General features: G+C 67.3%; 12 protein-coding genes. 4 read left to right on the top strand and 8 right to left on the bottom strand.

The genetic code is table 11. From position 1 onward, the window contains the following. Positions 1-162: 162 nt before the first annotated feature. The 6 genes from ACWDUA_RS24550 to hsaA are packed head-to-tail and all read right to left on the bottom strand — an operon-like array spanning position 163 to position 6024. Entirely contained in the window at positions 163-1305 is a 1143-nt protein-coding gene (locus ACWDUA_RS24550) for a sulfotransferase family protein (protein ID WP_449753640.1), read from the bottom strand. Beyond that, complete coding sequence (locus ACWDUA_RS24545; protein ID WP_449753639.1) at positions 1298-2083, bottom strand: SDR family oxidoreductase; 786 nt, start codon at positions 2081-2083, stop codon at positions 1298-1300. The genes ACWDUA_RS24550 and ACWDUA_RS24545 overlap by 8 nt, the downstream gene beginning before the upstream one ends. After that, positions 2080-3270, bottom strand: a complete 1191-nt coding sequence (locus ACWDUA_RS24540) for a hypothetical protein (protein WP_449753638.1) — start codon at positions 3268-3270, stop codon at positions 2080-2082. Before ACWDUA_RS24540 ends, ACWDUA_RS24545 begins: the two co-directional genes overlap by 4 nt. Continuing rightward, positions 3261-3866, bottom strand: a complete 606-nt coding sequence (hsaB, locus tag ACWDUA_RS24535; protein ID WP_449753637.1) for a 3-hydroxy-9,10-secoandrosta-1,3,5(10)-triene-9,17-dione monooxygenase reductase subunit — start codon at positions 3864-3866, stop codon at positions 3261-3263. The genes ACWDUA_RS24540 and hsaB overlap by 10 nt, the downstream gene beginning before the upstream one ends. Before the next feature lie 14 nt (positions 3867-3880). Beyond that, positions 3881-4795 carry an iron-dependent extradiol dioxygenase HsaC gene (hsaC, locus tag ACWDUA_RS24530; protein ID WP_449753636.1) on the bottom strand — a complete coding sequence of 305 codons (915 nt, stop codon included), beginning with the start codon at positions 4793-4795 and terminating at the stop codon, positions 3881-3883. A 44-nt stretch (positions 4796-4839) separates the two neighbouring features. Then, on the bottom strand, positions 4840-6024 hold the full coding sequence (gene hsaA / locus ACWDUA_RS24525; protein WP_449753642.1) for a 3-hydroxy-9,10-secoandrosta-1,3,5(10)-triene-9,17-dione monooxygenase oxygenase subunit: 1185 nt from the start codon (positions 6022-6024) through the stop codon (positions 4840-4842). Between the two features lie 277 nt (positions 6025-6301). On the opposite strand from hsaA, the gene ACWDUA_RS24520 reads away from it, so the two are divergent. Both ACWDUA_RS24520 and ACWDUA_RS24515 read left to right on the top strand, forming a co-directional pair. Beyond that, positions 6302-7489: a Rieske 2Fe-2S domain-containing protein gene (locus ACWDUA_RS24520; protein WP_449753635.1), complete on the top strand. Its 1188-nt coding sequence runs from the start codon at positions 6302-6304 to the stop codon at positions 7487-7489. Between the two features lie 5 nt (positions 7490-7494). Beyond that, positions 7495-7902 (top strand): hypothetical protein, encoded by a 408-nt coding sequence (locus ACWDUA_RS24515; RefSeq protein ID WP_449753634.1) that lies wholly within the window; start codon positions 7495-7497, stop codon positions 7900-7902. 16 nt (positions 7903-7918) lie between these two features. Here the strand turns inward: ACWDUA_RS24515 and ACWDUA_RS24510 are convergent, their stop codons facing one another. Beyond that, entirely contained in the window at positions 7919-8515 is a 597-nt protein-coding gene (locus tag ACWDUA_RS24510; RefSeq protein WP_449753633.1) for a hypothetical protein, read from the bottom strand. 30 nt (positions 8516-8545) lie between these two features. Beyond that, on the bottom strand, positions 8546-9676 hold the full coding sequence (locus ACWDUA_RS24505; RefSeq protein ID WP_449753632.1) for an SLAC1 family transporter: 1131 nt from the start codon (positions 9674-9676) through the stop codon (positions 8546-8548). Between the two features lie 103 nt (positions 9677-9779). Between ACWDUA_RS24505 and ACWDUA_RS24500 the strand changes: the two genes are divergently transcribed. After that, positions 9780-10706: a LysR family transcriptional regulator gene (locus tag ACWDUA_RS24500; RefSeq protein ID WP_449753641.1), complete on the top strand. Its 927-nt coding sequence runs from the start codon at positions 9780-9782 to the stop codon at positions 10704-10706. 58 nt (positions 10707-10764) lie between these two features. Further along, positions 10765-11565: a VOC family protein gene (locus ACWDUA_RS24495; protein WP_449753631.1), complete on the top strand. Its 801-nt coding sequence runs from the start codon at positions 10765-10767 to the stop codon at positions 11563-11565. Positions 11566-11897 lie beyond the last annotated feature (332 nt).

The raw sequence follows: 11897 nt of genomic DNA, 5'->3' as shown, positions 1-11897 counted from the left end.
GGGAACGGTCAACCACCAACAGAGCCAGATGCCCGGTGGACTGAACACAACCACCAACTTGGTGGCTCCACAAGAGTGACACTGAAATCACCAACAAGGCTCGGACCCGGCTCAATCATCAACTCTCCGTATACACGTCGAGTCGAAACCCCGGTTCAACGGTCACGCGCCCTCGAACGCGGCCGCCACCTGCTGTTCGTCGAGGCCGTAGTCCGACAGCTGGTACCGGTGCCGAGGTGTGCGTGCCCCGGAACGACTCTCCTCGTCGAGGGCCGTCATCGCCGCCCTCGCGTCCTCCGACAGTTCGGTATCGAGCGCCGCGTACACCCGCTCGACGACGCCGAACGGATCGGCCCGCAGGTCGGCGAAGTCGATGTCGAGGAACTGGCGCTGGTCGTATCGTCCTCGTGCCGTGGAGAACTCGCGTAGACCGCGTGACCACAGCTCGAGCTGGGATCGTCCGATCCGTTCGCCGACAAAGGTGGTGGACCACCCGGGAGTGGCGTGCTCGGCCAGACTGCACATCGAGGCGATGATCGTCTCCGGTGCCCGATGAGTCTGGATCACCAGCGCATCCGGGTAGGTCGCCATCAGCGCGTCGAGAGCGAACAGGTGACTCGGGTTCTTGAGCACCCACCGCTTGCCCGGATCGTTCGACCCGATCAGCTGCAGATTGCGCCGGTGCCGCGCGTACGCGGGCGTCCAGTCCTGCCCGGCGAGCCACCGCGAGTAGCTGGGCACATGCGCGAGCGATTCGTACGAGATCGACATGACGCTCTGCCGCAGCAGTTGCCAGCACTCCTCGACCTCACCGGCATCCATGTAATGCAGACCCATGAACTCGGGGTTGTCGACGTGGTGCTGTTCGAAGCCCGCGTCGATCTGCCGGAACACCGGGTTCTCGGCCCACGTCTCGCGGGGCGGACGGGGCTGCGGGAACTCCGCCAGCCACATCTGGAGTCCCTGATGTCGCGGGTCGGCGCTGAGCAGCCGGTGCAGTGCGGTGGTGCCGGTGCGCGGCAGGCCGGTGACGAACACCGGGCGGACGATGTCGACGTCGGCGTAGCCCGGATTGGCCTGCCACGACGCCTCGCTGAACAGCCGCGCGATCAGTGCTCCCTTGAGGAAGAAGCGGAACATCTTGCTGCCGGTCTCGGTGAGGCCCGCCTCGGTGCGGTAGGAGTCGAGCAGGATCTGCAGCGGTTCACGATGGGAGTCGTCCCCGAAGTCATCGAGTCCGGTTGCGCGGGTCGCCGATTCGTGGAGGTCGTCGACGGTCCCGACGCTGGTGCGTGTGCTAGTCATGGTATTCACCGCAATTCACGTCGAGGGTGTGTCCCGTGATCGCCCGTGCCAGCGGCGAGGCCAGGAAGACCACCGCGTCGGCGATCTCGTCGGGCTCCGGCAATCGTTTGAGGTCGGAGCGTGCTGCGGTCTGCTCGTACACCTGCTCGGGAGTTGTGCTGTACTTCTTGGCGACCTCCCCGAAGTACCACTTGAGCTGATCGTCCCAGATGTAGCCGGGGGCCACCGAGTTGATCCGGATTCCCTTGTCCCCCAGTTCGGATGCGAGGGTCTGTGACATCGCCAGCATCGCCGACTTCGCGATCTTGTAGCTGCCGTATCGCGGTTCGGAGTGCCGGATCACCATCGAGTTGATGTTGACGATGGCGCCGCCGGATTCGGCGAGTGCCGCGGTGAACGCCTTGATCACCCGGAGGGTGCCGAGAACCGTCAGGTCGAGTCCCGAGGTGATCTGGTCGAAGTCGGTGCGGGCCAACGGTTTCATCGACGGAAGGGCGAAGGCGTTGTTCACCAGGACGTCCACCCGACCGAACTCGCCGAGGGTCGTCTCCACCAGGGCGGTGACGGCGTCGTCGGCGGTGATGTCGGTGGGCACCACCAGGGATCGCCCGCCGGCGCCGTCGATCTCGGCGGCGATGTCGGCGAGCCGGGATTCGGTGCGGGCAGCGAGCACGACCGTGGCACCGGCGGCCGCGGCCTGCAGGCAGATCGCCCTGCCCAGCCCCGGTCCCACACCGGACACCACCACGATCCTGCCGGCGAGCAGCTCTGTGGTCATCCCAACATCCTCGCAGCAAAAGACCTCTGCCGTAGCGCGATTCGCTCTGCCCAGCCGGCGGCGTCGATCCGGTTGTGTCGGTGATACGGCAGATACGCGGCCACGTCCCCGATACCGACGACCTGCGCGCTCGGCCCCGATTCGGGGCCGAGCGGAGCAGCGGTGCGTTGCCAACGGAACTGCAGGATTCCGGTGTGCCGGCCGGTGGTCTCGATCCAGTTGACGATCCCGGGATCGCGGTGGGACACCACCATCCGGATCATCCCGTCCGGATCCACTTGTGCCTGCGCAGAGTTCAGGCTGGTCTGGTGGTGGACGTAGTCCAGCGAGATATACCACATACTGCCGAGCTGGAATCCCTGATAGGGCGCATCGGATCTCGGGACGGTGATCACCATCGCCTCGTCGTCGGCGAGGCGGTAGTGCCCCACCGACGAGAACTGGGTGGACAACCCACCGGGGGTCGGGCGCGGCGGGGTGAAGGTGTTGACCGGCTCGTCGAGATAGAACCACTTGGGAAAGTTGAACCACGTGTGAATCCGTGCGGTGAGCATCTTCGCCGCGGTGCGGTAGCGGCGCGCGACGCGTTCCAGGTCGGGTTCGACGGGCGCGGTCCCGACGGTGTCGACGCGTTCGATCATGATGTCGCCCTTGTGTTCCGACCAGTCGGAGTACACCTCGCGCACCGCGAGCATCGATGCCCCCTCGCCCAGCGGGAACGACGACGCGCCGGGTTCGATCGCCTCCACAGGGCCGAAGGCCAGCTCGAAGGTGCCGTCGGCGGCGATCGGGATTCGTCGGTCGTCGAAGGCGTCGGCACCACCGGGCACCTCGGTCGGCGAGTAGTCGCCGCGCAGCACCTGGAAACTCAGATCCGTGGTGGTGCCCCGCCGGCCTCGCACCCGATACATGCCCGACGGTTCGATGTCGGCGTGATAGTAGAGAGTGTCCGGATTGTCCAGGCCCATCTTGGAATACGGGCCGGTGGAGGTCACGAACACCGGGTGGCTCAGGCTCCGTGCCCGCACCAGGTGCAGGATCGCCGAGATCGATCCGGCGAGGTAGTCGTACCCCTCGGCGAGGTCCTGCTCGCCGGTGACGAACGGCGCCGACGCGATCAGTGCCTCCGCCTCGGCGATCGCAGCGGTGAGCGGGGCGGTCACCCCGTCCGGTGTCGTCACAACCACGTGTCCCCTCCGGTCCAGGTGAGAAAGTTCTCCAGTTCGGCCTGCGCCGGGGTCACCCGCGGGTGCTCGGTGGACAGGTAGCCGCCGCGGTAGAACAGCAACGGCTTGTCCTGCAACACCTCTCCGAGGGTCTGCGCCCGCCCGATGACGATGTGGTGGTCACCGCCGTCGGTGACGTGCTCGATGGTGCAGTCCACCCAGGTGAGCGAGTGCCGGATCACCGGCAGCCCCGACGGTGACGGGTCCCAGACCACCCCGGCGAACTTGTCCTCACTGGGTGCGCCGAAGTCGGCGCTCACATCCTGTTGCCGGTGGGCGAGCACGTTGACGCAGAACGCCCCGCGCTGATCGATCAGCGTCCAGGTGCGGGAGCTCTTCTGCGGGCAGAACAGCACCAGTGGCGGGTCCAGGGACAGCGCGGCGAACGACTGGCAGGCGAATCCGGCGGGTCCCCCGTCGGGGTCGAGGGTGGTGATCACGGTGACCCCGGTGCAGAACTGGCCCATGGCGGTGCGGAACTGGCGGGAGTCGAAGTCCGAGGACCCGAACGGTGTGGCGGGGTGGAATCCGTCGACCCCGGGTGTCGCAGAGTTCATCGTGACGTCCATGGCTATCCGTTGCGGAATCCGACGGTGAAGTCGTGGCCCCACAGGCTGACCGCGGTGCTCTCCCGCGCGACCCACTCGCCGTCGTCGACCTGCCTTCCCTCACAGCCGTATTCGACGTCGAAGCCACCGGGCGTCTTCATGTAGAAGGAGAGCATCAGGTCGTTGACGTGGCGGCCCAGGGTCGCCGACATCGGCACCTTCTTGCGCAGTGCGCGGTCGAGGCACAGGCCGACGTCGTCGGAGTTCTCCACCTCCACCATCAGGTGCACGATGCCGGTGGAGTTGGGGATCGGTAGGAAGGCCAGCGAGTGGTGGCGCGGGTTGCAGCCGAGGAACCGCAGCCACGGCACCTCGTCGCCCTCCTCACGACCGACGGCCTGCGGCGGCAGGCGCATCGAGTCGCGCAGGGAGAAGCCCAGCACGTCGCGGTAGAACTCGAGTGCCGCCTTGTCGTCGGAGCAGGTCAGCACCACATGTCCGAGGCCTTGGTCGCCGGTGACGAACTTGTGGCCGTACGGGCTGACGACGCGCCGGTGCTGCAGTGCCACACCGCAGAACGTCTCGAGGGTGTTGCCGGCCGGGTCGGTGAAGATGATCATCTCGTCGACGCGGCGGTCGAGGAGTTCGGTGTCCTTGGCCTCCCGGTAGACCACCCCGGCCACCGACAGCCGGTCCCGGACCTCTTGCAGGGCTGCCGAATCGGCACACTCCCAACCCGACGACGCGAGCCGGTCGTGCTCGCCGGGGACGATCACCAGGCGGGCCGGGAAGTCGTCCATCCGCAGGTACAGCGCCCCCTCGGTGGAGCCCTTGCCCTCGACCATGCCGAGGACCTTGAGTCCGTACTCACGCCACGCGGCGACGTCGGTCGCCTCGATGCGCATGTAGCCGAGGGAGCTGATCGGACAGTCGGTCATCTGTTGCTCCTGACGTGGGAGGGGAATCGGCGGAACGGCACCCGTCACACCATCGTGTCGCCGATGGGGAGCCCGAACTCGCCGTTGCCGAAGGCCACATAGGCACGCTCGGGATCGTTGGCGGCGTGCACGCGTCCGGCATGTGCGTCGCGCCAGAACCGCTGGATCGGCGAATCGTTGTTCAGCGCGCCGGCCCCCGAGTTCTCGAAGAGCGAGTCGATCGAGGAGACGGCGCGGGCGGTGGCGCGCACCTGGTCGCGGCGGGCGGCCAGCCGCAGTTCCATCGGGATCTCCTCGCCGGCCAGGATGAGGTCGTACTCGGCCTGCAGGTTGCCCGACAGCTGACGCCATGCGGCGTCGATGTCGCTGGCGGCACCGGCGATCCGGACCTTGGCGAACGGATCCTCCTTGGACTTCTCCCCGGCGTAGGCGGCACGCACGCGCTTGCCCTGATGCTCGACGTGGGCGTGGTAGGCGCCGTACGCCATGCCGACGATGGGGGTGGAGATGGTACTGGGATGGATGGTGCCCCACGGCATCTTGTAGACCGGGGCGGTGTTGTGCTCGAGGCCCGGGCTGCGGTACTCGGCCATGGTGCGCATGCTCAGCACTCGATGGGTGGGCACGAACACATCTTTCACTTCGAGGGTGTTGGAGCCGGTGCCCTTGAGCCCGACCACATTCCACACGTCCTTGATGGTGTAGTCCGAGCGCGGGATCAAGAAGCTGACGAAGTCGACGGGTTTTCCGCGCTTGAACACCGGTCCGCCCACGAAGGTCCAGTCGGCGATCTCGCAGCCGGAGGAGAACGCCCAGTTGCCGTTCACCTTGTAGCCGCCGTCGACCACCTCCCCCATTCCCATCGGCGCATACGACGACGAGATGCGCACCGAGGTGTCGGTGCCCCACACCTCCTCCTGCGCCTGCTGGTCGAACAGGGCGAGATGCCAGTTGTGGATACCGATGATGCCGGCGACCCAGCCGGTAGACCCGCATGCGGTGGCCAGACGCCGGACCGCCTCGTAGAAGGTCACCGGGTCGGCCTGCAGGCCACCCCACTGCTCGGGCTGCAGGAGCCGGAAGAAGCCTGCACCCTCGAGGCTGGACACGGTCTCGTCGGGAATCCGTCGGAGGTCCTCGGTCTGCTGGGCGCGCTGCTCGATCTCCGGCAGCAGCGCGTTGATCTTCTCCAGGACCTGTTCGGCTGCCTCACTGCGCTGACGTGGCATGTCACCCATTCCTGTTCTCGTCGTGTGGCGTGCACCACCCGGTTGCGGGTACGGATCCGAGACTAGAACACGTTCTCATTTATGTCGAGTACTGGGACTTTGCACGCTTTCCTGCCTCATTCAACTCTTCAGACCCCACATCCGGGGCACATTTTGTAACATGTTCTAGTATCTGGAGTGGACGACGACCACCGCGCGCCACCCCCACTGCTCTCTGTGTGGTGGTCAGTGGACCTCCACCGGGGACGGCGCCGGCACCGAACACAGGAGCGATCCGATGAGCATCACGCAGCACATGTCCGGACCGGGCGGGTCCGCCGACACCGGGGTCCGCGAGATCGACACCGGCACCCCGCCGACGCGGTTCGCACGAGGCTGGCACTGCCTGGGCCTCGTCGACGAGTTCCGCGACGCCAAGCCGCATTCGGTGGAGATCTTCGGCACCAAGCTGGTCGTCTGGGCCGACACACAGGGTGAGATCAAGGTGCTCGACGCGTACTGCCGGCACATGGGCGGTGACCTCTCGCAGGGCAGCGTGCGCGGCGACGACGTCGCCTGCCCGTTCCACGGCTGGCTGTGGAAGGGCAACGGCCGCTGCGCCGGGGTGCCCTACGCCAAGCGCAATCCCAAGCTGGCCAAGACCCGCGCATGGCCCACGATGGTCCGCAACGGCCAGGTCTTCGTCTACAACGATCCCGAGGGCGACCCGCCGCCGGAGGAGCCGATCATCCCCGAGCTGGCGGAGGTCGGCACCGAGCAGTGGACGGCCTGGACCTGGAACCGCATCGTGATCGAGGGCTCCAACTGCCGCGAGATCATCGACAACGTCGTCGACATGGCGCACTTCTTCTACGTGCATTACGCCCTGCCGGACTATTTCAAGAACGTCTTCGAGGGTGAGACCGCCGCCCAGTACATGAACTCCCATGGGCGCCCGGACATCTCGCTGGGCACCGCCTACGGTGACACCCGCCTGGAGTCGATTGCCGCCTACTACGGACCGTCCTACATGCTCAACCCGATGGTCCAGTACTACGGCGGCTACGCGGTCGAGACCATCCTGACCAACTGCCATTACCCGATCGACGCGAACTCGTTCGTGCTGATGTACGGGGTGATGGCGAAGATCCCCGAGGGCCTGACCCAGGAGCAGGGCGCCAAGATGGCACAGAAGATCACCGCGGGCATCGAGGTGGGCTTTCTGCAGGACGTCGAGATCTGGAAGCACAAGACCCGCATCGACAATCCACTGCTCGTCGAGGAGGACGGCCCGGTCTACCAGCTGCGCCGCTGGTACGAACAGTTCTACGTCGACAAGGCCGACGTCACCGACGAGATGACCCAGCGCTTCGAGTACGAGATCGACACCACCAAGGCTGTCGAGAACTGGAACATCGAGGTGCAGGAGAACATCCGACGTCGCCGGGAAGAGGAGATCGCGGAGACCACCGAGACGCGGGTCTGAGTCCGATGACCCGGGCGATCGACGACATCGACACCCCGACGGTCTCCACCGTCGGGGGTGGCGGGTGGGCCAAGGCGCCCGACTTCAGTGGCGATCCGGAGCGGTCCGACCGCGTCCACCGGGCCACCGCCCGTGACCGCGAACACTATCTACGTGGTGGGATGACCGAGATCGAATGCCGGTCGTGCCACGCATGTGTGATGGTCAAGAAGACCAGTCCGCACCACACCAGCGTGCAGTGGAATGCCGCCGCCCGCGTACGGTGCGACGAGCTCGAGGAGATCCGCCGGATCGGCGGCAACCCGGCGATGATGCGGACCTGCCCGAGGTTGTCGGCGAGTATCGACCACGGTGTGGCCGAGGGCATCATCCCGGCCGAATCGCCCGACGTCGATCCCGACGGCTACTGGTGAGTTGAGCTCGGGGTGATCAGGGTTCCTGGAGGCCGGGCTCGTTCGGGCCGTCGATCGCCGACCATTCGTCGGTGCGGCGGTTCTGGCGGACGGCCCACACTCCGGCCGTCATGGCGCCGACCAACGCGAGAACTCCGACGGCGAGGGTCGCGATCAGTCCCCAGCCGGGCCGCAACAGCGGGTTGGGCAGGTCCATCGCGTCGATGATCGTCGAGCTGAACAGATAGCTCGCCGGGTCGCCGAGCACCATCGCGGAGTAGACGACGGTCACGATCGCCGCCAGTCCACCGATCACCGCCGCACCCACCTGCACGCCACGCCTGGCACGCAACGGTCGCCACCAGGCGACGACGGCCGCGACCACGATCACCAGTCCCATCGCGAGGGTGACCAGTCCGGGCCGTTGCGTGTGGTCGGCGAAGAACGCCTCGACATCCTCGCGTGACGCCGAGCTGGCGCCCACACCACCGAGACCCCCGATCCGCAGGCCCACTCCCTCGTTCGAATAGCCCCAGGTGACCTGGGAGGTTCCGACGATGAGCAGCCCCGCCACCACCATGGCCGGCCAGAGGGCCACCGCGATGCGGTCACGGACAGAACGTGTCTCGGTCATCCCTCCAGCGTGCCACCACCGACCCGGACGTCAGCGGGTGGCAGCCAGTCCGACGAGCGTACGGCCCGCGACCACCACCCACGCCGCGACCAGCGCCACCCCGGCGACCCAGGCGACCACCCCGAAGACCACCAGGCCGGTGGCCGCGGCCAGCACGCTCGATCCGGTGACAAAGGTCCCCACCGGGAAGGTGAACGACCACCAGGTCAGGGCGAACGGCATCCCCGCGCGCACGGTGTGGACGGTGACCGCCGTGGCGATCACGATCCAGGCCAGCGCCAGCACCCACACCGGGACGGCGTAGCCGACGGCGAGCTGATCGACCAGGCGGTCGGTGGCCGGGTCGGCGAGGCCGGCCGGCGCGACGGCGAGCAGCCCGGCCGCGGTGACCGACTGGCCGAGCGGACCGAGCACGATCCACCACGTCGGGACCATGGGAGCCGCCCCGATCCCGCCGGTCACCAGACTCCGCAGCACCAACACGAGGATCGGCACCGACATCGCGATCGAGCACAGCAGGCAGGCGACGCCAGCCGTCAGCAAGGTCATCCGGGCCCAGACGGGGGTGACCGTCGCCGCCAGCAGGGCCGCCGACGACGCCGACACCGTCGGCGGCACCACCGACATCAGCCAGCCACCGAAGACCTCGTTCCGGTCGCCACGCCGGCCGAACAGATGCGGCATGCCGATGGCCACCGCGGTGACCAGACCGCCGATCGTGCCGACGGTGAAGCACAGCAGGTCGACGACGAGCGCCGCGTCGTCGCCGATCACGGTCGAGCCGCCGACCAATGTCGACGTTCCGACGGTCAGCGTGGCCATCGGCACCGCCCCGTAGAAGTGGGCGGTCACCGCATGCCGGCGATGGCCGCGGGCGATGTGCGGATACCGCAGCCACTGCACGCCGGTCGCCACCGCCACCGGAACGAAGACCGCACATGCCAGCGCCCAGAAAACCACTGCGACCGGCGTGAGGAACCCCGGATGTCCCGGCATCCCGTGGGCGGCCACGGCGATGATCCCGGTGCCCATCACCACGGCGAACCAGTTGGGCGGCAGATGGGCGAAACGTTCCGGCCGCACCGGCAGCGGCGCGGGCCGGAGTCGGTCCCCTGCGCGGGATCGCAGTGCTGCACGTGATCGCGGGGCGGCGATGGTCATGTCTCCCACCCTCGCCGCCGGGCCGCTCTCCCGGTAGGGACCAATCTTCTGCAACTGTTACAACCATCGGTTGTAACCTGTCGGGGTGTCCCTCTCCGCCCGGATGCCTGATCTGGCATCCCTCGAGACCCTCGTCGCAGTGGCCCGCACCGGAAGCCTCAACGCCGCAGCTACCGAACTCGGCATCAGCCAGCAGGCGGTGTCAACGCGGATGCGCGCCCTCGAGACGCGACTCGGGGTGTCGCTGCTGAACCGCTCTCCCACCGGTACCACACTGACCGAGGCAGGCACGATCGTCACCGAATGGGCGGCACGGCTGCTGGCGCTGGCCGGCGAGTTCGACACCGGGCTCGCCGCACTCCGCCAGGAGCGCCGCCGGGAGCTGCGGATCGCGGCCAGTCTCACCATCGCCGAACACCTTCTCCCACGCTGGTTGGTGTCGTTTGCCGCCGACACCGCCGGTGGCGAACCGCCGAAGGTGTCGTTCACCGCCACCAACACCGAACATGCCTGCGACATGGTCCGCGCCGGCGACGTCGAACTCGGCTTCGTGGAGGGCCCCACCGTGGCGGCGGGCGTACGCAGCCGTGTCGTCGCCCAAGACTTCCTCACGTTGGTGGTCCCACCCGCTCATCCGTGGGCACGACGACGCCGGCCGGTGACCGCCGCCGAACTGGCCGTCACCCCGCTCGTCACCCGTGAACTCGGTTCGGGCACACGCCTGGTGCTCGACCGTGCCCTGGCCCACGCGCTCGGCGAGCACACGGTACGTCCGCAGCCGGTCCTCGAGTTGTCGACCACCGCTGCCGTGCGATCGGCGGTGATCGCCGGCGCCGGCCCGGCCGTGCTGTCGGATCTGTCGGTGCGTGACGACGTCGGATCACGGCTGGTGGCCGTCGACGTCGTGGGCGTCGACCTGCGCCGGTCGTTGCGCGCGGTCTGGCTCGGCGGCAATCGGCCGGAGGCAGGCGCCGCCCGCGACTTCCTCACGCATGTCGCGAATTCGGGGGTTCGTGCGCGGCGCCGATGAATTCCGACGACCCTGGAGGTCAGTCCTGATGTCACAACCCGACTCGAGAGGACCTGCCATGTCCGATTACTCCGCGCCAGTTGGCGCACCGATCTGGTTCGACCTGATGAGCAGCGACCCGGCCAAGGCCGCCGACTTCTACCACGACATCTTCGGCTGGGAGGTGGACGCACCGCCGAACCCCGAGATGGGCGGCTATCAGAACTTCACCAACCACGGACAGTTCGTCGCCGGACTGAGTCCGTACATGGAGGAGGCGGGCGGGCCACCCAACGTGTGGTCGGTGTATCTGCATTCCGAGGATCTCGACACCACCGCCAAGAACACCGAGGCCGCGGGCGGAAATGTCATCGTGCCGCCCATGGAGGTGGGACCCGCCGGATCGATGATGTTCACCATCGACGCCGCTGGTGCCGCCATCGGCTACTGGAAGCCGAACGAACACAAAGGTTTCAGCGAGTGGGGTGTGCACGGATCCCCATACTGGTTCGAGTGTCACAGCAAGGACTACGACAAGACCCTCGCCTACTACGCCGAGGTGGTCGGCGCCCGCACCGACGAGGTGATCGCCAAGTCCGATCCCGATCAGCCCGGCCCGGATCGCTACTCGCAGTTGTTCTTCGGTGAGACCGCCTACGCCGGGGTGATGGATGCCGCCGGGATGTACCCGCCGGAGGTGCCGTCGTTCTGGCAGGTGTACGTGTGCGTCGACGACGTCCGCGCCACCGTCACCGCCGCCGAGAAGCTCGGCGCCGAGATCCTGATGCCCGGCGAGGACACCCCCTACGGCACGCTCGCCGCGCTCAAGGACCCACTCGGAGCAGTCTTCTGCCTCGGGCATCCCCCGGCCGGGATGTAGCCGCACCACCTCAGATCCGGTCGCCACCCAGCGCCCGCCGGGGATTTCGACACGGGTCCTCGTGATGCTCGGTCGTCGGCTCAATCAGCAACCCGCCGTTGGTGGTTGAGCCGACGAGGAGCGCAGCGACAAGTCGTGTCGAAACCCTCTGTCGGCCGACCTCGCCAACGTGACCACTCCGGAGGCGGTCACGCATCCCACGCACGCTGCGGAGATTTCGACACAGGTCTTCGCTTCGCTCGGTCCCGGCTCAATCAGCAACCCGCCGTTGGTGGTTGATCCGACGAGGAGCGTAGCGACAAGTCGTGTCGAAACCCTCTGTCGGCCGACCT

Source organism: Gordonia sp. NPDC003376 (assembly GCF_053589235.1).
The sequence above is the reverse complement of the archived record's forward strand: the minus strand, read 5'-3'. Positions and strand labels throughout refer to the sequence as shown.

Bases quoted from the DNA above. Each gene is read 5' to 3' on its own strand.
- ACWDUA_RS24550 (WP_449753640.1), bottom strand. From the start codon at position 1,305: ATGACTAGCACACGCACCAGCGTCGGGACCGTCGACGACCTCCACGAA.
- ACWDUA_RS24545 (WP_449753639.1), bottom strand. From the start codon at position 2,083: ATGACCACAGAGCTGCTCGCCGGCAGGATCGTGGTGGTGTCCGGTGTG.
- hsaB (WP_449753637.1), bottom strand. From the start codon at position 3,866: ATGAACTCTGCGACACCCGGGGTCGACGGATTCCACCCCGCCACACCG.
- hsaC (WP_449753636.1), bottom strand. From the start codon at position 4,795: ATGACCGACTGTCCGATCAGCTCCCTCGGCTACATGCGCATCGAGGCG.
- hsaA (WP_449753642.1), bottom strand. From the start codon at position 6,024: ATGCCACGTCAGCGCAGTGAGGCAGCCGAACAGGTCCTGGAGAAGATC.
- ACWDUA_RS24520 (WP_449753635.1), top strand. From the start codon at position 6,302: ATGAGCATCACGCAGCACATGTCCGGACCGGGCGGGTCCGCCGACACC.
- ACWDUA_RS24515 (WP_449753634.1), top strand. From the start codon at position 7,495: ATGACCCGGGCGATCGACGACATCGACACCCCGACGGTCTCCACCGTC.
- ACWDUA_RS24510 (WP_449753633.1), bottom strand. From the start codon at position 8,515: ATGACCGAGACACGTTCTGTCCGTGACCGCATCGCGGTGGCCCTCTGG.
- ACWDUA_RS24505 (WP_449753632.1), bottom strand. From the start codon at position 9,676: ATGACCATCGCCGCCCCGCGATCACGTGCAGCACTGCGATCCCGCGCA.
- ACWDUA_RS24500 (WP_449753641.1), top strand. From the start codon at position 9,780: ATGCCTGATCTGGCATCCCTCGAGACCCTCGTCGCAGTGGCCCGCACC.
- ACWDUA_RS24495 (WP_449753631.1), top strand. From the start codon at position 10,765: ATGTCCGATTACTCCGCGCCAGTTGGCGCACCGATCTGGTTCGACCTG.